The sequence below is a fragment of the Sorangium sp. So ce590 genome, assembly GCF_051521365.1.
Lineage (GTDB): Bacteria > Myxococcota_A > Polyangia > Polyangiales > Polyangiaceae > Sorangium.
On record NZ_CP150346.1, the window covers coordinates 6,080,310 to 6,102,578 of the forward strand.

Sequence of the window (22,269 nt, forward strand, 5' to 3'; positions counted from 1 at the left end):
GGCGCGCGCGCATCGCCCTCGCCTACAGGGGCGTCTAGCTCACCCCTGCGTTTACCCCCTCGCGACGGAGGATCCGGATGGCCAAGGTGGAGTCGATCGGCATCAAGCGGGTAGAGGCGCTGCACTATTACGTGCGCGACCTGGAGCGGAGCCGCAGGTTCTACACGGAGAAGCTCGACTTTCAGGAGATCGCCGCGAGCTCGCCGGAGCTCACGGCGGCGGCGGCGCAGCGGTCGGTCGTCTTCCAGGCCGGCGAGTGCGCCATCGTGTGCTCGCAGCCGCTCGGCGAGGGCGGGCGGGCGTGGCGCTACCTGCGCAAGCACCCCGACGGGGTGGGCACGATCATCTTCGAGGTGGAGGACGTGGGCCGCGCCTTCCGGCTGCTCGAAGGCCGCGGGGGCACGCCGATCGACGAGATCCACCGGGCGACGGACGAGGGCGGCACGTTCGCGTCGTTCTCGATCACGACGCCGTTCGGCGACACCACCTTCCGCTTCGTGGAGCGGCGCGGCTACCGGGCGCTGTTCCCCGGCTGCGTGGCCTACGACGCGCCGCGCGGCGGAGAGAACCGCTTCGGGCTCGCCCGGTTCGATCACATCACCTCGAACTTCCAGACGATGGCGCCCGCCCTGCTCTGGATGGAGCACGTGCTCGGGCTCGAGCCGTTCTGGAAGATCGCGTTCCACACGAACGACGTCGCGGAGGGCGCCGATCACGGCTCGGGCCTGCGCTCGGCCGTGATGTGGGACCCGGGCTCGGGCGTGAAGTTCGCCAACAACGAGCCTTACCGGCCCTACTTCAAGAGCTCGCAGATCAACGTCTTCAACGAGGAGCACCGCGGCGACGGGGTGCAGCACGTGGCGCTCGCCGTGGAGGACATCCTCGCGGCCGTGCGGGCGATGCGCGCGCGCGGCGTGGAGTTCATGCCGACCCCGGCCGCCTACTACGACATGCTGCCCGAGCGCCTGCAGCAGCTCGGCGTCGGGCAGCTCGACGAGGACGTGGCGGCGCTGCGGGAGCTCGAGGTGCTGGTCGACGGCGACGGCGCGAGGTCGTACCTGCTCCAGATCTTCCTCAAGGAGTCGGCCGGCACGCACCGCGATCCCGACGCCGGGCCGTTCTTCTTCGAGCTCATCCAGCGCAAGGGGGACCGCGGCTTCGGCGCCGGCAACTTCCGGGCGCTGTTCGAGAGCATCGAGCGGCAGCAGAAAGCGGAAGGGAGCGGCTGATGCTCGATCGCGTCGTCGCCGGGAGCGTGCCGCGCAAGCACCACATCGCCCTCCGGAGCGAGGCGGGGGAGCTCCGCTACGAGGAGTGCCTGACGCGGGAGGGCTTCGACGGCCCCTACACGATCGCCTACCACGAGCGCCGGCCGCACGAGCACCGGGTCGCGCGGGCGGCGCACGGCTTCGCGCTGCCGGTCGCCGCGCCGGCGCGCCCGCTCGCGAAGCGGCACTACCGGTCGCAGGAGCTGCCGCGCCGGGGCGGGCCCGCGATCGACTGCCGCGTGCCGCTGCTGTTCAACGACGACGTGGTGATCGGGATCGCCCAGCCGGACGCCGATGATCCGGTGTACTTCGCGAACGCCGACGCCGACGAGCTGCTCTTCGTCTTCCGCGGCGGCGGCGTCCTGCGCACGATGCTCGGCGATCTCCGCTTCGAGCGGGACGACTACGTCGTCGTCCCGAAGGGGCTCTTCCACCGCTTCCTCCCGGACGCCGCGCCCCAGCAGTGGCTCTCGATCGAGGCGGCGGACATCCACCTCCCGCGCAAGTGGCGCAACGAGGTCGGCCAGCTGCGGATGGACGCGCCCTACTCCCACCGCGATTTCCGGCGGCCGACGTTCGTCGGCCCCCTCGACGAGGGCATCCGCGCGCTCGTCGTGAAGCGCGGCGGCGCGTTCCACGGCTTCGCCTGCGAGCGCTCGCCGCTCGATGTCGTCGGCTGGGACGGGACGGTGTACCCGTTCGCGTTCCCGATCCAGAGCTTCCAGCCGCGCGTCGGGCTGGTGCACCTGCCGCCGGACTGGCACGGGACGTTCGCGGCGCGGGGCGCCCTCATCTGCAGCTTCGTGCCGCGCCCGGTCGACTTCCACCCGGAGGCGATCCCCTGCCCCTACCCCCACTCGTCCGTCGATTGCGACGAGCTGCTGTTCTACTGCCGCGGCAACTTCACCTCGCGCCGCGGCGTCGGCCCCGGCAGCATCTCGCACCACCCGGCCGGCGTGCCGCACGGGCCGCACCCCGGCGCGTACGAGGCGAGCCTCGGGAGCCGCGAGACGAGCGAGCTCGCCGTCATGCTCGACACGATCCGCCCGCTCGCGGCCACCCCGGCCGCGCTCGAGGTGGAGGACCCGGGCTACCAGGACAGCTTCATCGCGGGCCCCTGATCCGGATCAGGCGCTCGGCGCATCGAGAAGCAGCGGTTCAGGAACTCGTTGATTTCCTTCTCCCCGAGGCCGCTTCGCGCAGCCGCCTTCTCAAGCGAGCGCCTCGGCGTCGATCCTCCCGCGCCGGGGCGCGGTGGCCGGGAGCTCGAGCGTGAACTTCGCGCCCAGGCCGGGGCCCTGGCTCTCCGCGCGGAGGGCCGCGCCGAGCAGGCGGGCCTCCAGCACGCTCGCGTGCAGGCCGAGCCCCGTGCCCTCGGGCCACGTGGTGAACCCCTGCTGGAACAGCCGCGCCAGATGCTCCGACGCGATGCCCACGCCGGTGTCCTCGACCTCCACCGAGCAGCCACCCTCCTCCCGCGGCGCGCACCGGACGAGGACCCGGCGATCCGGGCCCGCCGCGTGGCACACCGCCCGCCGCGCGTTGGTGATGAGGTTCGTGACGATCTGCAGCAGCCGGCGCCGGTCCGTCTCGACCCGCGCGTCGTCCGAGAGCTCGCAGACGACCTCGATGCCGTGGTGCGCGCGCTCGGCGCGGTTCAGCCCGACGCGCAGGGCGTCCTCGACCACGGAGGAGACAACGACCGGCTCGACGATGATCTTCATCCCGGCGTTGCGCAGCTGATCCGACACGATGTCGCGGATGCGGCTCACGCATTCGCCGAGCTCCGAGAGCTCGCTGGCCGCGGCCTCCTGCTCGGCCGCGAGGTGCCGGGCCAGCTCCTCGACGTACTCGATCAGCCGCTGGCCGCGCGGGTCCGCCGCGAAGAACCCCGCGAGGTCGTCCCTGTGCGTCTTCAGGAGCTGCGCCACCTGGCCGAGCCGCGGGACGCGCGAGCCCGCGATCCGCTCCGAGAGCTGCATCCGCAGCACCATGACGCTGTTCAGCGCGTTGCCGACGTTGTGCACGGCGCTGTCCGCGACCTCGGCCATCCCCGCCTTGCGCGCGGCGTCGGCGAGCCTCTGCTGCGTGCTCCGGAGCTCGCGCGTGCGCTCGTCCACCCTGCGCTCGAGGTCCTCGTGGACAAGCGCGTTGCTGAGCGAGACGGCCGCCTGCGCGGCGAGCAGGTGGAGGATCTCGAGCCGCTCGGGCCCGAAGAGCCCCTCGAACAGGTTGTTCTCCAGGTAGATCGCGCCGAGCACCCGCTCCCTGCACAGGAGCGGCGCGCAGAGCATCGACCGGACCTTGCGGGAGCTCACGCAGGGGTCGTCCCGCAGCGCCGGGTCCCGGGAGGCGTCGGCGTGGATCACGCTCTGGCGCGTGCGCACGGCGAGCCGCACCACCGAGGCGCAGACCTCGTCGCTCTGGTCCTCGAGCGGGATCGACGGCAGCGCCCGCGACTCCGGCGGGTGCGCCACGCCCTGCGCGACGAGCACGAGGCCGTCGCCGCGGACGAGCAGCAGCGCCCCCCGCTCGGCGTCGGCGTTCTCGATGAGCACCTGCACCATGCTGGTGAGCAACCGCTCGACGACGAGCTCCTCGGAGAGGACGCGCGCCGCGTTGAGCAGCGGCGACAGGGACCGCTGCGCCTCCCCCTCGCGCCCGACCAGGCGGTGCGGGAGGCAGCAGCGACCGGAGGCGTCGCGCTCGCCTGGAGGGAACGGGGCGATACGACCGTCTTCGCGGAGCGAGCGCTGGCACCTGAGCAGGTCTCTCGCCAGGCCCTCTGCGCTCTGGTACCGCGCCTCGGCGTCCTCCGCGAGGAGCTTCATGACGAGGGCCGACACGGCCGGAGGCACGGAGCCCTCGGGCAGCGGCGCGGGGGGTCGGGGGGAGTGCATCCACTCGAGCGGGCCCGAGGCGTCGAACGGCAGGCGCCCGGCGAGCATCACGTAGAACACGACCCCGAGCGAGTAGAGGTCTGTGCGCCAGTCGAGCGTCCGGCTCGTCCGGCCCGCCTGCTCGGGCGACATGTAGGGGAGCCTGCCCTCCTCGACCGCGCTCTGCGCCTGCGGGTGCTCGTTGCGGAGCCGCGTCGAGAACATGAAATGGGTCAGCCGGACCGCGCCGGCCTTCGGGTCGACGAGGAAGCTCTGCGGCTGGATGTACGTGTGGATCACGCCGCCGCCGTGCACCTCGGCGAGCGCGCCGGCCATGCTCGCGGCCCACGCGAGGAGCTGCTCGATCCCGAGCGGTGAGCGCGCGAGGAGCCGGTCGAGGGGCACGAGATCCTCGTCCTCGAAGACGAGGACCGGCGTCTCGCCGCAGCGCTCCATCCGCGTGGGGCGCAGCACCTGCGCGGCGTCGAGAGAGCGGGTGATCTCGAGTTCGTTGAGGAGCGCGCCGGCGGCCAGAGCCGTCGTGTGACGAGGTGAGTCGAGGTGAGCCTTGAGCAGCACGCGCCTCCCGTCGCTCTCGCGCACGGCACGCACGAGGATCCACCGCTCATTCGTCGTCTGCAACACCTCTTCGTATCGATAGCCCACCGCTGCTTGCAAGGCTCTGCTCCGATCTGGCGAGGCGCCGATTGGCCGCCAGCAAGGAGCCGATGGTAAGCCAGCGATCCGCGCCTGTCACATATGCGGCGCCGGAGTCAGCGCTCCGGCTTGCGGGCGGGCTCACGGCCGACGAGGCCGTAAAGGACGATCCGGTGGACGGCGGACAGCGTCGCTTCCACCTCCTCGCGGGAGCTCTGGAACAGCCACGGAGGGGAGAAGCTCGCATAGGCGCGCAGGAGCGCGCGCGCGGCGAGCTCGGGGTCCTCGACGTCGAGCTCGCCCGCGCGGGCGCCGCGCGCGATGAGGTCGCGGAGGAGCGCGCGCTCCTCGTCGAGGAAGCGGGCGTGGGCCGCCTTCACGGCGCGGCTCTGGCAATGCACGAGATCGCACGCGTGCGCGCCCGAGCCGGCGAGCTCCAGGAACGAGCGCGCGCGGGTGTCGAAGACCGCGCGCAGCCGGTCGCCGAAGGGCTGGCCGTCCCCGGCCGCGGCGGCGCGCATGGCGGCCATGACGGCGCGGTGCTGGCCCTGGGACAGCTCCTCGACGATGGCGTCCTTCGAGGCGAACTCGAGGTACACGGCGCCGACCGCGATCTCGGCCTCGCGCGCGATGTCGGCGACGGTCGTCTTGGCGGGCCCATACCGGCAAAGGAGCCGCTCTGTCGCCTCGAGGATACGCTGGCGCCGCTCGCTCGCGCTGCCGGGGTGACCGTGCTCCATGAGGTGAGCGATGTTCTCTCGGATTCACGCGCGGGGGAAGTGGCCCGGCGAACAGCTGGAGGGAGCCGACGGGGGCGCGGGCAGCGCGACGGCGCCGGCCGCGCGGGGGGCGCGGCGGCAGCGCGGGTCGGCGCGGCCGCGCGGCGGCGCGCGGGCCGCGCGGGGCGCGCGGTCGCGGCGCGTCGGAGCCCAGCCCCGAGATTGATCGCCGTCCGCCCGGCGGCTATCGTGGGCTGGCTTTGCGCCGGATCTTCCGCGAAGATCGCGCGGTTCACGAGATCCGCGATCCGGCGCCGCCGAAGGGACCGATCCATGACGAGCACCGCGCCGACACACGACGAAGCCGAAGGGCTGGTTCGACAGGGGCAGGTGATCGCCGGCAAATACCGCGTCGAACGGGTGATCGGCATCGGCGGGATGGGCGTCGTCGTCGCGGCGACCCACCTCCAGCTGGAGGAGCAGGTCGCGATCAAGCTGCTGCTGCCCAGCGCGGCCCACTCGCGCACGCTCGCCGAGCGCTTCGTGCGCGAGGCGCGCGCCGCGGTGAAGGTCAAGAGCGAGCACGTGGCGCGCGTGACCGACGTCGGGACGCTCGATTCGGGCACGCCGTACATGGTGATGGAGTACCTGTCGGGCAGCGATCTCGCCGAGGCGCTCCGCGCGGGCGGGCCCATGGCCCCGCAGGCCGCGGTGGAGTACGTGCTCCAGGCCTGCGAGGCGCTCGCCGAGGCGCACGCCGCGGGCATCGTCCACCGCGACCTCAAGCCGGCGAACCTGTTCCTGACGCGGCGCGCCGACGGCTCCCCGTGCGTGAAGGTGCTCGACTTCGGGATCTCGAAGGTGGCGACCGGCGGCTCGGATCCGCGGATCACCGACACGACGGCCGTCATGGGCTCGCCGCTCTACATGTCGCCGGAGCAGCTCAAGTCGTCCCGCGACGTCGACGCGCGCACCGACCTCTGGTCGCTCGGCGTCATCCTGTTCGAGCTGCTCGCGGGCGCGCCGCCGTTCGACGGCGCGACCATGCCGCAGCTCTGCGTGGCGATCATGCAGGGGATCCCCCGCCCGCTCGCCTCGCTCCGCCCCGACGTGCCCCCGGCGCTCGTGGCGGTGATCCTCCGGTGCCTGGAGAAGCTGCCGGAGCGGCGCTTCCGCGACGTGGGCGCGCTGGCCGAGGCGCTCGCGCCGTTCGTGACCGGGCGGGCGCGGCTGTCCGTCGACCGGATCAGCGGGATCTCCCGGAGCTCGGCGCCCTCGCGGCCGGACACCCCGGCGCGGAGCGGGGCGACCTCCCCGACCATGGTGAACACCTCCCCGGCGTGGACCGATACGGTGGTGCCGCGGAAGCGGCCGGTGGGGCTCGCCGTCGCGCTGGCCGGCATCGGCCTGTCGCTGGTCGCCGCGCTCGCGGTCTTCGGCTTCCTGAGCGCCCGCGCGCGCGGCGACGGCGCCGCGACCGAGCCGTCCGGCAGCGCCTCGGCCGCGTCGTCCCCGGCGGGCTCCGCGGCGCTGCCGGAGGCGCCCGCGGCGCCGTCGCCGGCGGGCTCCGCGGCGCCGCCGGACACGCCCGCGGCGCTCTCGCCGGCCGTCACGCCGGGCGGCGTCGAGGCGCCCGCGCCCGCGGAGGACCGCGCGGCGCCGGGTCCGGCCCAGGCGGCCTCGGCGCCGCCGGCCAGCGCCAGGCCCGCGGCGGCGCGACCGGCGAGCGCCGCTCCCCGACCCGCAGTCGCCGCGACCGCGCCGCAGATCCGGACCGCCCGGCCGGCCGCCGCTCCGGCCGCCGCGCCGACCAGCGGCAACCTGTTCGACGATCGCAAGTGAGGACACGATCATGACGAGCCTGCCCATGCAGCACCTCGGGCGCCTGCTGGCGCTCGCGATGTTCCTTGCCGCCCTCGTGGGGGGCGGCCGCGACGCCAGGGCCGATACGGCGGCCGCGCAGGCGCTGTTCGACGCGGCCAGGCAGCTGATGGCCCAGGGCAAGTACGCCGACGCGTGCCCCAAGCTCGAGGAGAGCCAGCGGCTCGACCCGGGGATCGGCACGCAGTTCAACCTCGCGGCCTGCTACGAGCAGATCGGCCGGACGGCGAGCGCCTGGTCGACGTTCCTCGACGTGGCCGGCGCGGCGAAGGCCGCCGGCCAGGCGGAGCGCGAGAAGGTCGCGCGGCAGCGCGCCACGGCGCTGGAGCCGAGGCTCATCCGGCTGACGATCACGGCGCCAGCCGACGCCCCGGCCGACCTCCAGGTGAAGCGCGACGGCGCCCCCGTGGGGCGCGCGCAGTGGGGCACGCCGGTGCCCCTGGATCCCGGAAAGCACACGATCGAGGCCTCCGCCGCCGGCCGAACGCCGTTCGTGAAGGCCGTCGAGCTCACCCGGGCGGGCGCCTCGGAGACGGTGGCCATCCCCCCGCTGCCCGCAAGCGCGCCGGCGCGCGCCGCCACGCCGCCGGCCAGCACCGCCGCGCCGCCGGTGAGCGCCGCCGTCGCGCCGCGCGCCGCCGCGCCGCCGGCCAGCGGCGCCGCGTTCGCGCCGGTCGCCGGACGCGCGCCGGCCCCGCCGGCCGAGCCGCTGACCCGGCGCCGCAGCAAGGGGATGATGGTCACGGGCATCGTCCTGACGAGCATCGGCACCGTCGCCCTCATCGGCGGGGCCCTGGCGATCGCCTCCGCGTGCTCGGGCCCGGGCTGCGAGTCCGGGGAGGAGCTCGACCCGTTCGAGGAAGAGTTTGGCTACGCGGAGGAGGACAGCGAGATGGACGCCGGGTACGCGCTCGTCATCGGCGGCCTCGTCTTCGCCGGCGTCGGCATCCCGCTCGCCATCATCGGCGGCCGCAAGGTGCCGGTCCAGGCGGAGAGGAAGGCCGCCTCCGCGCCGGCGCCGCCGCCCGAGCTCGTCATCGGCCCGCGCTACGCCGGGCTCCGCTGGTCCATGTGAGCCGTCACTCCGGATCGACGCGGTACACGGTGCCGCCGCCGAAATCCGTGACGTAGACCTCGCCCACGCCGTCTTGCCCGAAGCTGGCGACCTTGAACCCGAACGACCCGAGATCGTCCGTCCGGTCGACGGGCGCGGACGCCACCCCGCCCTCGTACGTCAGCGTCCAGATCCGGCCGCTGCAGTAATCGCCGAAGAAATAGCTCCCCCGGAGCCATGGGATCCTGCTGCCCCGGTAGACGTAGCCGCCCGTGACCGAGCAATCCTCGATGACCCGCCCGGCGTGGGCGTACTCGGCGGCGGGGGGCGTGGTGATGCCGTCAGGATCGCAGTCTTCCGCGGGCACGAAGCAGTGCGCGCCCTCCATGAGGCGCCAGCCATAGTTCTTCCGGCCCTGCCCCGCCGGCTCGATGTTGATCTCCTCCCACAATCGCTGTCCGACGTCTGCGATGTAGAGATCGCCCGTGCATACGTCGAAGCTGAAGCGGTACGGGTTCCGCAAGCCGTAGTCCCAGATCTCGGGCAGGACGCCCTCACCGGTCATGTTCCCTTCCGGGATGCGGTACGGGTGCGTCGAGACGTCCAAGCGAAGGATCTTCCCGAGCAGCGTCGCGAGCTCCTGGCCATTGCCGATGGGCGAGTGGCCGGAGCCGAAATCGTTGCTGTTCCCGCCGTCGCCGAGGCCGAGATAGAGAAAGCCGTCGACCGGGCTGAACTCCAGCGAGCCGCCGTTGTGGTTTCGCTCCGGCTGCGCCTGCTCGAGGATCGTGGCCACCGGCGCCGGATTGGCCACGTCCGGGCGGTCGCCCCGCGCGAGCTCGACGACGCGCGTGTCGCCGCCCGTCGCCTTGTCCGAGTAGTGAACGAAGAACCGGCCATTGCTCTCGTAGTCCGGGTGGAAGGCGAGCCCGAGGAGGCCGCGCTCGCCCGCGAAGAGGACGAGGTCCCGCAGATCGAGGAACGTCGTGGGCTCGGTCGCCCCCTCGTCGAGCACGAGGATCTGACCGGGCTGCGTCACGATGAAGAGCCGCGTGGGGTCGCCCGGCGCGGATTTCACGAGGAGCGGTGACCGGAGGCCGGTGACGACCGGGGTGAGCTTCAGCGAGCCCTCGTCCTCGGTCGGCGGCGAGCAGCTCGGCCGCGCGACAGGCGCGCCGCCGCCGCCGTCACCGCCGCTCCCGCCGGCGCCGCCCTCCCCCGCGCCGCCCTGATCGGCTCCGCCCCCGCCGGCGCTCCCCCCGGCATCGCCGCTTCCGCCGGCGCTACCCCCCTCGATGCCGCTCCCGCCCGTCCCGCCGCTCGAGGAGACCGAGGAGGCCCCGCCGCCGCCGAGCGACAGCGGGGAGAGCGATTCGTCGCGCGAGCACGCGACGAAGGCGAGCCCGGCCGCCACGGGAAGCGCGATGAGCAGGAGGGGCGACAGGGCAGAGCTCGATTGCCTCATCGCGGGAGGATATCGCAGATCTCCGTCCCGGGAGGTGAAGAACGGGTGTTCGTGCCCGGCGTCGCGCGCAATCCAGCGCAATCCAGCGCGCGGGACAAGCACGCCGGACGGCGCCGCTCCGGGATCGCCCTCGCGCGCTGCTCCCGCCGCGCGCGAGATGACGAGATCGCGAAACGACCCCAGCGATCCTCGCATCGATGGAGATGGCCGTGTCGCCGCACATCGAGCGAGGCCGGCCACACGCGATCATGGCATCCGTTTTTCCGCGATGGAGCAACACCGCCTTTCGACTCGCCATCGCCGCCGTCCTCCTCGGCGGCGCGGCGGCCGTGGCAGCGCCGATGATCTACGTGCGAACCGAGTGGAACACCGGGCAGAGCCTGCCCGTGCAGCAGCCGGTGCAGTTCGACCACAGGCACCATGTGCAGGACGACGCCATCGATTGCCGGTTCTGCCATTACACGGTCGAGCGCGCCGGCACGGCGGGCATGCCGTCGACGGCGCTCTGCATGGGGTGCCACAGCCAGATCTGGAATCAGAGCCCCAAGCTCGAGCTCGTCCGGAGCAGCTATTTCTCGGATATGCCCATCCGCTGGAACCGCGTCACCGACGTCCCCGACTTCGTCTATTTCAATCATGCGATCCACGTGAACAAGGGGGTCGGCTGCGTGACGTGCCACGGCCGCGTGGACCAGATGGCCGACGTCTACAAGGTGTCTCCGATGACGATGGGCTGGTGCCTCGACTGCCACAGGGCGCCGGAGCGGCACCTCCGCCCGCCCTCCGCAGTCGCGGACATGGACTGGGACGCCGGCCCCGACGCGGAGCGGATCGGCCGGCAGATCGCGCAGGAGCTCGGCGTGCGGCGTCTCGAGTACTGCTCGACCTGCCACAGGTGAGCGCGCGCAGGAGCAAGAGCCAGGCGGGGACGGGGACAAGAAGACAACGACGGGCGTGCGACGAACCGCGGAGAGCAGTCGAGGCGGCGGCGCCGATCCACCGATGACCTGAAGAGGGATTGATGGCTGATCAGAGACAGACCCCCTGGAGCGCGGCGCTCGACGGCAAGACGGGCAAGGCGTACTGGCGCAGCCTCGCGGAGCTCCTCGAGTCGCCGGAGCTCCGCGAGGCCGCCGCGCGGGAGCTCCCCGGAGGCGAGGGCGGCCCGGGCGCGGTGAGCCGGCGGGCCTGGCTCAAGCTCCTCGGCGCGAGCATGGCGCTCGCAGGCGTCTCCGGGTGCAACTCGAGGCCCGCGGAAAAGATCGTCCCCTATGTGACGACGCCGCCGGAGGTGACGCCGGGCATCCTCCGGTACTACGCCACCAGCCTGGAGCTCGACGGGTTCGCCACAGGCATCCTCGTCGAGAACCACGAGGGGCGGCCGACGAAGGTCGAGGGCAACCCGGAGCACCCGGCGAGCCTCGGCGCGACCAACGTCTACGAGCAGGCGTCGGTGCTCGGCCTCTACGATCAGCACCGGGCGCGCGCGGCGCGGCGCGGCGCCGCCCCGGCGGCGTGGCAGGCGTTCGTCGAGCAGCTCGGGGGCGAGCGGAGCGATCGCGGCGCCGGGCTCCGGTTCGTCCTCCGGCCGACCGGCTCCCCGCTCGTCCTCGACCTCATCGGCCGCATCCAGGCGCGCCATCCGGCCGCGCGGTTCACGTTCTACGCGCCCGCCCGGTCTTCGCACCCGGCGCGCGGGGCCGAGCTCGCCTTCGGCGCTCCGCTCCAGGCGCAGTACGACTTCCGTACGGCGGACGTCATCCTCGCGCTCGACGCCGACTTCCTCGCGTCGATGCCGTTCAGCGTGCCGCATGCGCGCCAGTTCTCGGAGCGCCGGCGCCTCGGCTCGCCGACGGGCACCATGAACCGTCTCTACGTCGTCGAGCCCGGGATGAGCCCCACCGGGAGCATGGCCGATCACCGCCTGCGCAAGCGCCCGAGCGAGATGCCGGCGCTCGCCGCGGCGATCGCGGCGGAGCTGCTCCTCGCGGAGGGCGCGCGCCCCGGATCCATCCCGCCGCAGGCGCTCGGCGCGCTCGAGCCGCTCCGGGCGCACGTGCGCGAGGAGGAGAAGCCGTTCGTCCGGGCGCTCGCGCGCGACCTCGCGCGCGGCGCCGCGGCGAGCGTCGTCATCGTGGGGGAGCGGCAGCCGCCCCAGGTCCACGCGCTCGCGCACGTCATGAACACGGCGCTCCACAACGACCGCGCGGCGTGGGTCACCCGGGCGACCCTGATCTCGGCCGGCGCCGCGGAGCAGGAGCTCGCCGCGCTCGCCGACGAGATCCGGCGCGGCGGCGTCGATACGGTGGTGATCCTCGAGAACAACGTGGCCTATACGGCGCCCGCGGATCTCGAGCTCGCGGCGCTGCTCCGCGCCGTCCCGAACCGCGTCTATCTCGGGCTCTACGAGGACGAGACGGCGGCCGCCTGCGACTGGTTCTTGCCCGCCGCGCACGAGCTCGAGGCCTGGGGAGACGCCCGCGCCTACGACGGCACGATCTCGCTGGTCCAGCCGCTCATCGAGCCGCTCTTCATGGGCAGGACCGCCTCCGAGGTGCTCGCGGTGTTCGCCGGCGAGCCGCGCCGGGGCGCGCGCGAGCTCCTGCGCGACGCCTGGACGGCGCGGCGGGGCGGCGCCGATTTCGAGGCGTTCTGGGAGGACGCGCTCCGGCGCGGGCTCGTCGAGGGCAGCGCGGCCCCGCGCGAGAGCGCCGCGCTGCGGGTCGACGGGGTGATCGCGGCGCTCGGGCAGCTCGCGGCGGCGGTCCCGGCGCCGGCCGAGGTCGTCGAGGTCGCCTTCTCGACCGACTCGAACGTCTATGACGGCCGGTTCGCCAACAATCCGTGGCTGCTCGAGCTGCCCGATCCCGTGACCAAGCTCACCTGGGACAACGCCGCGCTGCTCAGCCCGGAGACGGCCAGGGCGCTCGGCGTCGAGAGCGAGGATGTGGTCGATCTCGAGCTCAGGGGGCGCGCGATCTCGATACCGGTCCTCATCGCGCCGGGGCACGCCGACGGGACGGTGTCGCTCGCGCTCGGCTACGGGCGGAGCGGCGCCGAGTCGATCGCCGCCGGGGTGGGGGCCGACGCGTACCGGCTCCGCACGGCGGACGCGCCGTTCTTCGCGGCGGGCGTCTCGGTGCGGAAGCGGCCGGATCAGAAGCACCCGCTCGCCCTGACGCAGGCGCACTTTCGCCTGCAGGGGCGCCCTATCGCGCTCTCGGTCCCCCTCGCCGTCTACCGCGAGCACCCCGGCTTCACGGAGGCGCTCAAGGGGCCGCTGCCGTCGCTCCTGCCCGAGGTGCCTGCCCCCGGGGCGCCGCTCGGGCAATGGGCCATGACGATCGATCTCACGATCTGCACAGGATGCAGCGCGTGCGTCGTCGCGTGCCAGGCCGAGAACAACGTCCTCGTGGTGGGCAAGGAAGAGGTCCTGAACAGCCGCGAGATGCACTGGCTCCGCATCGACACCTATTACGCGGGCGACCTGCGCGACCCGGGTGTCGTCCACCAGCCCATGCTGTGCCAGCACTGCGAGAAGGCGCCGTGTGAATACGTGTGCCCCGTCAACGCGACGACGCACAGCCCCGACGGACTCAACGAGATGACCTACAACCGCTGCGTCGGGACGCGGTTCTGCTCGAACAACTGCCCCTACAAGGTCCGCCGTTTCAACTGGTTCGATTATACCGAGCTCCACGCCTACAACACCGGGCTCGCGAAGCTCCAGCGCAACCCCGACGTGACCGTGCGGGAGCGCGGCGTCATGGAGAAGTGCACGTACTGCGTCCAGCGGATCCGCCGCGCGGAGATCGCGGCGCGCATCGAGCAGCGCGGGATCCGCCCGGGGGAGGTCGTCACCGCCTGCCAGCAGGCCTGTCCGACGCGGGCGATCCAGTTCGGCTCGCTCGATCACGAGGGGACGCCGATGGTCGCGTGGCGGAGCGAGCCGCGGAGCTACGCGGTGCTGCACGACCAGGGGACCCGGCCGAGGACGATGTACCTCGCGCGCATCGACAACAAGAACCCGGAGATCGGCGAGCCGTGACACAACCCCTCATCCTCGGGAGGCCCACCGACGAGGCCCTCTCGGAAGAGCTGCTGTCGGTCGTCTGGAAGCCGCGATCGCGGCTCTGGTGGGCCGCGTTCGCGCTCGCCGGCGCAGGGACGATCGTGCTCGCGATGACCGTCACCTACACCATCACGAGCGGGATCGGCGTCTGGGGCAACAACATCCCGGTCGGCTGGGCGTTCGGGATCATCAATTTCGTGTTCTGGATCGGCATCGGGCACGCCGGGACGTTCATCTCGGCGATCCTGCTCCTCCTCGAGCAGCGCTGGCGCACGAGCATCAACCGGTTCGCCGAGGCGATGACCCTCTTCGCGGTCGTCCAGGCGGGCCTCTACCCGCTCCTGCACCTCGGGCGGCCGTGGTTCGCGTACTGGCTCATCCCCTACCCTGCCACGCTGAGGGTCTGGCCTCAGTTCAAGAGCGCGCTGCCCTGGGACGCGGCGGCCATCTTCACGTACTTCACGGTCTCTCTCGTGTTCTGGTACGTCGGGCTCGTCCCCGACTTCGCGTCCCTCCGCGACCGGGCCCCCGATCGCCGCCGACGGGTGATCTACGGGATCCTGTCGCTCGGCTGGCGCGGCTCCGCGCAAGGCTACCGCCATTACCGCCTCCTCTACGGGCTCCTCGCCGGTCTCGCGACACCGCTCGTGCTCTCGGTGCACTCGATCGTGAGCAGCGACTTCGCGATAGCGCTCGTCCCGGGCTGGCACTCGACCATCTTTCCCCCGTTCTTCGTCGCCGGCGCCATCTTCTCCGGCTTCGCGATGGTGCTGACGCTCCTCATCCCGGCGCGCCGGGTCTTCCACCTGAAGAGCGTCGTCACCCAGCGGCACATCGACAACCTCAGCAAGCTGACGCTCGTCACGGCCTGGATCGTCATCTACTCGTACATCATCGAGCTCTTCGCCGCCTGGTACAGCGGCTCGGCGTACGAGATCTATCAGTTCTTCGTCGCGCGCCCGAGCGGACCGAACGCCGCCGTCTTCTGGGCGCAGATGATCTGCAACGTCGCCGTCCCGCAGCTGCTCTGGTCCTCGCGGGTCCGGAGCAACATGGTCCTGCTCTGGATCATCTCGATCCTCGTGAACGTCGGTATGTGGTCCGAGCGGTTCGTGATCATCGTCCTGTCGCTGCAGCGCGAGTTCATCCCGTCGGGGTGGCACGCCTACAGCCCGACGTGGGTCGATCTCTCGATGTTCGCCGGGACGTTCTGCTTCTTCCTGCTCCTCTTCCTGATCTTCCTGCGCCTCTTGCCGTTCATCCCGGTGGCCGAGGTCAAGGAGCTGAATCACGAGCTCGGCAAGGAGGAGCACTGATGCGAAGAGGTCTGCTCGCCGAGTTCGAGACGCCGGAGGCGATGCTCCGGGCGATCGCGGAGCTCAGGAGCCGCGGGTACCGCAGGCTCGATGCGTTCACGCCGTACCCGGTGCACGGCCTTGACGAGGCGCTCGGCCTGCGCCGCTCGCCGCTCAACTGGATCGTCCTGCCGTTCGCGCTGGCGGGCGCCGCCGGAGGCTACCTCGTCCAGTGGTACAACAACGCGTACGACTACCCCCTCAACGTCGGCGGCCGGCCACAGCACGCGGCCCCCGCGTTCGTGCCGATCACCTTCGAGATGACGGTGCTCGCGGCCGCCCTCGGGGGGTTCGTCGCGCTGCTCGTCCTCATGCGGCTGCCCGAGCTCTGGAGTCCGATCTTCGACGTTCCGGGCTTCGAGCGCGCCACCATCGATCGATTCTGGATAGGCATCGACGCCCGCGACCCGGCGCTCATCCGCCCCCTCGCCGAGCGCGACCTCACCGATCTCGGCGCGCTCGCCGTCGCCTGGGCCGGGAAGGAGCGCACATGAAGCGCGGCCGCCTCCTCCCGCTCTCCTGCCTGGCCGCGGCGGCGCTCTGCCTGTCGTGCACCCCGGCGGCCCCGAGCGAGCGCGAGCCCGGGGACGCCGACGCGCTGGACCTCGAGCGCATGCTCCACCAGGCGCGCTACGCACCCTACCAGGCATCGGAGCTCTTCCACGACGGCTCGGTCATGCGCCATCCGCCCGAGGGCACCGTTCCGAACGACCGCGTGACCGGCGATCCCGGGCTCACGCGGGGCGTCGCGGGCGGGGCGTACGTGGCGCGCATCCCGGTCCCGGTGACGATCGAGCTGCTCCGGTACGGCCAGGGCCGTTACGAGATCTTCTGCGCCGCCTGCCACGGGATCGCCGGAGACGGCGAGTCGGAGGTCGCGCGCAACATGACGCAGCGCCGCCCGCCGTCGCTCGTCGACCCGCGCGTGCAGGCGTTCCCGCCGGGCCGCGTCTACCAGGTCATCGTCGAGGGCTACGGGCTCATGCGCTCTTACGAGACGAACATCCCGCTCCATGAGCGCTGGGCGATCGTCGCCTATGTGAAGGCGCTCGGGAGGAGCCGCGCCGCCGCGCTCGACGCGCTCCCTCCACCCCTCCGCGAGCGCGCCCGGAAGGAGCTCCCGTGACGTTTCGTATCCCGGTATTCCGGGGCGGCCGCGCGATCGTGACGCGGTCCCTCGGCCTCGCGCTCGTCGGCGCCGCGCTGCTCGTCGCCGGCGCGTTCGTGGACCGCGAGCGGCTCTTCTATGCGTACCTCGCGGCGTACGCCTACGCCGTGACCACGGTGGTCGGCGCTCTCATCTTTCTCATGATCTGCCACGCCATGAACGCGACGTGGCCGGTGGCCGTCCGCCGCCTCGCGGAGGCGATCGTCGGGGCTTTGCCCCTCCTCGTCGTCCTGTTCATCCCGCTCCTGTTCGGGCTGGACACGCTCTATGGCAAGTGGCTCCGCCCCGAGTCCATCGGCGACGAGCACGTGAGGGCGATCGTGCTCCACAAGCAGCCTTACCTGAACCTCCCCTTCTTCCTCGTCCGGACGGCGATCTACTTCGCCGTGTGGCTCGCCTTCGGCGCCCTGCTCCTGCGCGGCTCGCTCCGGGGCGACGCGAGCCCGGCCGTCGCGGACAGCGGCCGGCTCCGCACGATCAGCGTCGCCGGCCTCCCGCCCGTCGCGCTCACGCTCTCGTTCGCCTCGTTCGACTGGCTCATGTCCCTCGCGCCGACGTGGATCTCGACGATGTTCCCTGTCTACGTCTTCGCCGGCGGCTTCGTCGCGGCGATAGCGCTGCTCACGGTGCTCGCGTTCGCCGCCGAGCGCGCCGGGCTCCTGCCCGGGCTCCGCGCGTCGCACTACTACGCCCTCGGCCGGCTGCTGCTCGCGTTCACCATCTTCTGGGCCTACGCCGCCTTCTTCCAGTTCATGCTGATCTGGATCGCGAACAAGCCCGAAGAGGTGGAGTTCTACCTGCACCGCTCCCACGGCCCGTGGGGGCCCGCGACCCTCGTCCTCGTGCTCGCGCGGTTCGTGATCCCGTTCGCGATCCTGCTCAATTACAGGATCAAGCGGCGGCCAGCCTGGCTGTCGGCCGTCGCCGCCTGGATCCTCCTCGCGCATTACCTCGACATGCACTGGCTCGTCGCGCCCGAGGCCTCCGGCGCGCGCGCGCCGTTCCACTGGCTCGATCTCGCGGCGCTCCTCGCCGTGGTCGGCCCGTGCGTCGCGTTCGTCGCGCTGCGCCTGCGCGGCAAGCCGCTCGCCCCCATCAACGACCCGGCCCTGCCGGCCGCCTTCCGTTACGAGAGCGTATGACGTCCCACTACCGCCGTCCCGACGTGCGCCAGGAAGAGGATCTCCTGCCCTGGCGGATAATCCTCGCCGTCGCGTTCGCCGTCGTCGTGATCTTCTTCATCCTGGGCATCTGGTCGAGGATGATCCTGCGCGACCGCGAGGCGGAGCTCCGCCCCGCGGGCAGGACCCTGGAGCGCGCCCTGGAGCGCCTCCCGCCGCGCGGCGTGGTGGCCGGGGTGGATCAGCGGATCTTCCAGCGCCGGGCCGTCGGCGAGGAGGGGCTCGGCACGATGCTGAACCGCGAGAAGCGCGAGGAGCTCGACCGCTTTGGCTGGGCCGATCAGGGCCGCGGGCTCGTGCAGATCCCGATCGAGGACGCGATGAATCTCGTCGTCGAGGAGAGCCGATGATGAGGATGCATCCGGTGTCCGCCGCCGCGCTCCTCTCGCTCGTGTTCACGCGCGCGCCGCTCGCCGCCGCCGCGGATCCGCCGTCGCTCCCGCCCGCCGCGCGCGAGGTCGACATCGAGGAGCGCCTCGGGGGCGCGGTCGACAAGGCGCTCCAGTTCACGGACATGGACGGGCGGCGCGCGCCGCTCGCCGAGCACTTCGATGGCCGGCGGCCGGTCCTCGTCGTCCTCGCCTATTACCGCTGCCCGACGCTCTGCGGCCTCGTGCTGCGCGGCCTCGTCGCCGGCATGGCGAAGCTCGATTACCGGCTCGGCGACCAGTACCGCGCCGTCACGGTGAGCTTCGATCCGCGGGATACCCAGGAGTCCGCGGCGCGGAAGCGCGGCGCCGCCCTGTCGGCGCTGGGGATGGCGGGCGCGCCGGCGCGGGAGACCTGGCCGTTCCTGACCGGCGAGCTGCCCGAGATCCGCGCGCTCGCCGGCGATCTCGGCTTCCGGTTCGCGTACGACCCGCGGACCGAGCAGTACGCGCACCCCGCGGCGGTCTTCGTGCTCACGCCGGAGGGCCGCATCTCCCGCTATCTCTATGGCATCGAGTTCTCCGCCCTCGACCTCCGGCTCGCGCTCCTCGAGGCCAGCCGCGGGCAGGTCGGCACCTCCTTCGATCGCGTCCTCATGACGTGTTATCGCTACGACCCCGCGAGCCGCCGCTACGGCCCTTACGTGGCCGGCTTCCTGCGGATCGGCGCGGCCGCCATCCTGACCTGGGTCGCCACGGTGCTCGCCTTCTTCGGGTGGCAAGGGTGGCGGCGCCGGCGGCGGGAGGACGCGCGATGAACGAGCTCCTGCGCCAGCTGCTCTTCCTGCCCGAGCAGCGCTCCTCGCTGGCCCGCGAGATCGACGGGCTGCACTACTTCGTCATCCTCATGACGATGGGCGGCGCCGTCCTGATCACGCTGATCGGCGGGTATTTCCTTATCCGTTATCGCCGGCGGATCCAGAACACCCCGCGGCCGAACACCGGGGTCCTCGCGCGGCCGGCGCTCCTCCTGGAGACGGCGGGGCTCTTCGGCCTCGGCTTCGTGTTCCTCACCTTCTGGAACATCGGCACGCGGCAGTTCGTCGACCTGCGCACGCCGCCGGACGACGCGCTCGACGTCTATGTCACGGCCAAGCAGTGGATGTGGAAGTTCAGCTATCCGGAAGGAGAGAGCATGATCTCGGTGCTCTACGTCCCTGCGCGCAGGCCAGTGCGGCTCGTGATGACGTCGCGCGATGTCATCCACAGCTTCTTCGTGCCCGCGTTCCGCATCAAGCAGGACGTCCTCCCGGGCCGGTACACCACCGCCTGGTTCGAGGCGACCGAGCCCGGCGCGTACCCCATCCTCTGCACCGAGTACTGCGGCACGAGCCACTCGGAGATGCGCGGCCAGGTGATCGCGCTCGACCCGGAGGACTACGAGCGCTGGCTCGCGGGCGGCGCGGCGAGCACCCCGGCGTTCGCGCAGGAGGCCGCCGCCAAGGCCGAGCAGGAGCTCGCCGCGGCGGAGCCGACGATGCCCGTCCGCGGCGAGCGCGCCGCCGCGCGGCACGGCTGCCTCCGCTGCCACACCCTCGACGGCACGCCGCACGTCGGCCCCACCTGGGCCGGGCTCTACCGCGCCGTCGTGCCGCTCGAGGACGGCGGCGAGCGCATCGCCGACGAGGCCTACATCACCGAGTCGATCATGGATCCGCTCGCCGTCGTGCACCGCGGCTTCTCGCCGGTCATGCCGTCGTATCTGGGGCAGATCACGCCGCCCGACATCGCCGCGATGATCGAGCTCATCAAATCGATCCGCGACGTCCCCCGCGGCCCCGTGGTGCCGTGGGACGGCGGAGTCAGCGGGGGCGGCGCCGCCGCGCCGGGGGGGATGACGCCATGATGGCCCATGAGGTCGAGGGGACAGCGCCCGTTCACGGCTCGCACGAGCTCGATTACCTCCGCGCCGGCGTCGGCGTGCGCTCGTGGCTGCTCACGACCGATCACAAGCGCATCGGGCTCATGTTTTACGCGCTCATCGTGCCGATGCTCATGCTCGGCGGCGCCTTCGCGCTCGTCCTCCGGACAGAGCTCCTGACCCCCGGGCCCACCGTGATCGACGCGTCGACCTACAATCGCATGTTCACGCTCCACGGCGTGGTCATGGTCTGGCTCTTCATGATCCCGTCGATCCCGAACATCTTCGGGAACTTCGTCCTCCCGCTCCAGATCGGCGCGAAGGACCTCGCCTTCCCGCGCCTCAACCTGGCGAGCCTCTACTTCTACGCGATCGGCGGCGTTGTCACGCTGGCGACGGCGATCTTCGGGGGCGCGGACACCGGGTGGACGTTCTACCCGCCGTACAGCACGACCACGCCCACGGCCGTCATGCCCGTCGTGATCGGCATCTTCATCCTCGGCATCTCGTCGATGATGACGGCGGTGAACTTCATCGCCACGACGCACACGATGCGCGCCAGAGGGGTCGGCTGGGGCCGCCTGCCGCTCTTCACGTGGGCGATCTACAGCACGAGCATCATCATCCTGCTCGCGACGCCCGTCCTCGGCCTGACGATCCTGCTCGTCGGGCTGGACCACATCTATCATTTCGGCATCTTCGACCCGACGCTGGGCGGAGATCCCGTGCTGTTCCAGCACCTGTTCTGGTTCTACTCCCACCCGGCCGTCTACATCATGGTGCTCCCGGCGCTCGGGGTCATCAGCGAAGTGGTCTGCACCTTCTCGCAGCGGCCCCCGGCGTCCTACTGGGCGATCGCCATCTCGTCGCTCGGCATCGCCTTCATCGGGTTCACCGGCTGGGGGCACCACATGTTCGTGGCCGGGATGAGCGAGCTCGACGCCGGGATCTTCGGCGCGCTCTCGATGTTCGTCGCGATCTTCTCCGCCATCAAGGTCTTCACCTGGGTGGCCACGCTGCAGAAGGGGGCCATTTATTTCAACACCCCGATGCTCTATTTCTTCTGGTTTCTGTTCCTCTTCGTCTTCGGCGGCATGACCGGCGTCGCCGTCGCGACGCAGTCGCTCGACGTCCACTGGCACGACACCTACTTCGTCGTGGCCCACTTCCATTTCATCATGGTGGGGGGCACGGTCACCGCGTTCCTCGCGGCCGCGCACTACTGGTTCCCCAAGATGTTCGGCCGCATGTACTCCGAGCCGATGGGGATGGTCAGCTCGTTCGGCGGGTTCCTCGGGTTCATCCTGACGTTCCTCCCGCAGTTCTTGCTGGGCAACGCCGGGATGCCGCGCCGTTATTACAGCTACCCGGAGCAGTACCAGTGGCTGAACGTCCTCTCGACCGGCGGCGCCTACCTGCTCGCGGGCGCGCTCGTGCTCTCGCTGGTGAACCTCCTCATCGCCCTGCGCTGGGGGCCGCGCGCCGCGGCCAATCCATGGAGGTCCCGCAGCTACGAGTGGGAGACGCCGCCCATCCCACCGGCGCACAACTTCCCTGTGACCCCGATCATCGAGCGCGGCCCGTACGACTACCACCTGACCGACGAGGAGGCCCATGCCCGAATCTCAACCGCCCGCTGAGCCGCTCGCCCCGGCGCGGCTCGCCATGCAGTTCGAGGATCTCGAGAAGCAGACCCACGCCGCGCACTTCGGGATGTGGATCTTCCTCGCCAGCGAGATCCTCCTCTTCGGCGGGCTCTTCGCCCTGTATGCCGCCTACCGCGCGGTCTTCGGCGCCGAGTTCACCGCCGCCGTCGCGCACAACAACGCCACCATCGGCACGGCGAACACGGCGATCCTCCTGACGAGCAGCCTCCTCGTCGCGCTGAGCGTCTATGCCGTGCGCCTCGATCAGCCCGTGAGGGCCGGCCGCCTCCTGCTCGGCGCCATCGCGCTCGGCCTCGCCTTCCTCGCGCTGAAGGGCGTCGAGTACACGCACCACTTCCACGAGGGCATCTTCCCCGGCGCCGCCTACCGCTTCGAGGCGCTCCCGCAGCCGGGCGCGAACGTGTTCTTCACGCTCTATTACCTGACGACCGGGCTCCACGCCATCCACGTCACGGCGGGGCTCGTGGTCCTCGGCTGGCTCGCGTGGGGGTGCTTCCGGCGCCGGTACGGCGCGGGCAACGAGACGCACGTCGAGCTCGGCGGGCTCTACTGGCACCTCGTCGACGTGATCTGGATCTTCCTCTGGCCCATGCTCTACCTGATGCACCGCTAAC

18 protein-coding genes are annotated in these 22,269 nt (G+C 71.7%); 15 read left to right on the forward strand and 3 right to left on the reverse strand.

Annotated elements, in window-relative coordinates; genetic code table 11:
- Positions 1 to 77 precede the first annotated feature (77 nt).
- A complete protein-coding gene (locus WMF28_RS22630) occupies positions 78 to 1,229 on the forward strand; it encodes a 4-hydroxyphenylpyruvate dioxygenase family protein (protein WP_437595316.1) in 1,152 nt (383 codons plus the stop codon).
- The gene (locus WMF28_RS22635; protein ID WP_437595317.1) at positions 1,229 to 2,389 is read left to right on the forward strand and encodes a homogentisate 1,2-dioxygenase; all 1,161 of its coding nucleotides are present in this window, start codon (positions 1,229 to 1,231) and stop codon (positions 2,387 to 2,389) included. The genes WMF28_RS22630 and WMF28_RS22635 overlap by 1 nt, the downstream gene beginning before the upstream one ends.
- A 90-nt stretch (positions 2,390 to 2,479) precedes the next feature.
- Here the strand turns inward: WMF28_RS22635 and WMF28_RS22640 are convergent, their stop codons facing one another.
- Positions 2,480 to 4,789, reverse strand: coding sequence for a protein kinase domain-containing protein (locus WMF28_RS22640; protein WP_437595318.1), 2,310 nt, complete (start codon positions 4,787 to 4,789; stop codon positions 2,480 to 2,482).
- Between the two features lie 131 nt (positions 4,790 to 4,920).
- Entirely contained in the window at positions 4,921 to 5,544 is a 624-nt protein-coding gene (locus tag WMF28_RS22645; RefSeq protein ID WP_437595319.1) for a TetR/AcrR family transcriptional regulator, read from the reverse strand.
- Between the two features lie 312 nt (positions 5,545 to 5,856).
- On the opposite strand from WMF28_RS22645, the gene WMF28_RS22650 reads away from it, so the two are divergent.
- Complete coding sequence (locus WMF28_RS22650; protein ID WP_437595320.1) at positions 5,857 to 7,365, forward strand: serine/threonine-protein kinase; 1,509 nt, start codon at positions 5,857 to 5,859, stop codon at positions 7,363 to 7,365.
- Positions 7,366 to 7,375: 10 nt separating this feature from the next.
- Positions 7,376 to 8,479 (forward strand): hypothetical protein, encoded by a 1,104-nt coding sequence (locus WMF28_RS22655; RefSeq protein ID WP_437595321.1) that lies wholly within the window; start codon positions 7,376 to 7,378, stop codon positions 8,477 to 8,479.
- A gap of 4 nt (positions 8,480 to 8,483) precedes the next feature.
- Here the strand turns inward: WMF28_RS22655 and WMF28_RS22660 are convergent, their stop codons facing one another.
- Positions 8,484 to 9,923 (reverse strand): PQQ-dependent sugar dehydrogenase, encoded by a 1,440-nt coding sequence (locus WMF28_RS22660; RefSeq protein WP_437595322.1) that lies wholly within the window; start codon positions 9,921 to 9,923, stop codon positions 8,484 to 8,486.
- 248 nt (positions 9,924 to 10,171) lie between these two features.
- Here WMF28_RS22660 and WMF28_RS22665 point away from each other — a divergent pair, with 248 nt between their 5' ends.
- The 11 genes from WMF28_RS22665 to WMF28_RS22715 all read left to right on the forward strand — a co-directional run bounded on the left by WMF28_RS22665 (position 10,172) and on the right by WMF28_RS22715 (position 22,268).
- The gene (locus WMF28_RS22665; protein ID WP_437595323.1) at positions 10,172 to 10,822 is read left to right on the forward strand and encodes a cytochrome c3 family protein; all 651 of its coding nucleotides are present in this window, start codon (positions 10,172 to 10,174) and stop codon (positions 10,820 to 10,822) included.
- A gap of 122 nt (positions 10,823 to 10,944) precedes the next feature.
- Positions 10,945 to 13,971 (forward strand): TAT-variant-translocated molybdopterin oxidoreductase, encoded by a 3,027-nt coding sequence (locus WMF28_RS22670; protein WP_437595324.1) that lies wholly within the window; start codon positions 10,945 to 10,947, stop codon positions 13,969 to 13,971.
- On the forward strand, positions 13,968 to 15,311 hold the full coding sequence (gene nrfD / locus WMF28_RS22675; RefSeq protein WP_437595325.1) for an NrfD/PsrC family molybdoenzyme membrane anchor subunit: 1,344 nt from the start codon (positions 13,968 to 13,970) through the stop codon (positions 15,309 to 15,311). Before WMF28_RS22670 ends, nrfD begins: the two co-directional genes overlap by 4 nt.
- The gene (locus WMF28_RS22680; protein ID WP_437595326.1) at positions 15,311 to 15,844 is read left to right on the forward strand and encodes a DUF3341 domain-containing protein; all 534 of its coding nucleotides are present in this window, start codon (positions 15,311 to 15,313) and stop codon (positions 15,842 to 15,844) included. Before nrfD ends, WMF28_RS22680 begins: the two co-directional genes overlap by 1 nt.
- Entirely contained in the window at positions 15,841 to 16,476 is a 636-nt protein-coding gene (locus WMF28_RS22685) for a c-type cytochrome (RefSeq protein WP_437595327.1), read from the forward strand. Before WMF28_RS22680 ends, WMF28_RS22685 begins: the two co-directional genes overlap by 4 nt.
- Positions 16,473 to 17,660, forward strand: coding sequence for a hypothetical protein (locus WMF28_RS22690; protein WP_437595328.1), 1,188 nt, complete (start codon positions 16,473 to 16,475; stop codon positions 17,658 to 17,660). The genes WMF28_RS22685 and WMF28_RS22690 overlap by 4 nt, the downstream gene beginning before the upstream one ends.
- Positions 17,657 to 18,049 carry a hypothetical protein gene (locus tag WMF28_RS22695; protein WP_437595329.1) on the forward strand — a complete coding sequence of 131 codons (393 nt, stop codon included), beginning with the start codon at positions 17,657 to 17,659 and terminating at the stop codon, positions 18,047 to 18,049. Before WMF28_RS22690 ends, WMF28_RS22695 begins: the two co-directional genes overlap by 4 nt.
- A complete protein-coding gene (locus tag WMF28_RS22700; protein ID WP_437595330.1) occupies positions 18,046 to 18,885 on the forward strand; it encodes an SCO family protein in 840 nt (279 codons plus the stop codon). The genes WMF28_RS22695 and WMF28_RS22700 overlap by 4 nt, the downstream gene beginning before the upstream one ends.
- A complete protein-coding gene (gene coxB, locus WMF28_RS22705; protein ID WP_437595331.1) occupies positions 18,882 to 19,973 on the forward strand; it encodes a cytochrome c oxidase subunit II in 1,092 nt (363 codons plus the stop codon). The genes WMF28_RS22700 and coxB overlap by 4 nt, the downstream gene beginning before the upstream one ends.
- A complete protein-coding gene (locus tag WMF28_RS22710) occupies positions 19,970 to 21,628 on the forward strand; it encodes a cytochrome c oxidase subunit I (protein WP_437595332.1) in 1,659 nt (552 codons plus the stop codon). Before coxB ends, WMF28_RS22710 begins: the two co-directional genes overlap by 4 nt.
- The gene (locus WMF28_RS22715) at positions 21,603 to 22,268 is read left to right on the forward strand and encodes a cytochrome c oxidase subunit 3 (RefSeq protein WP_437595333.1); all 666 of its coding nucleotides are present in this window, start codon (positions 21,603 to 21,605) and stop codon (positions 22,266 to 22,268) included. The genes WMF28_RS22710 and WMF28_RS22715 overlap by 26 nt, the downstream gene beginning before the upstream one ends.
- Position 22,269 lies beyond the last annotated feature (1 nt).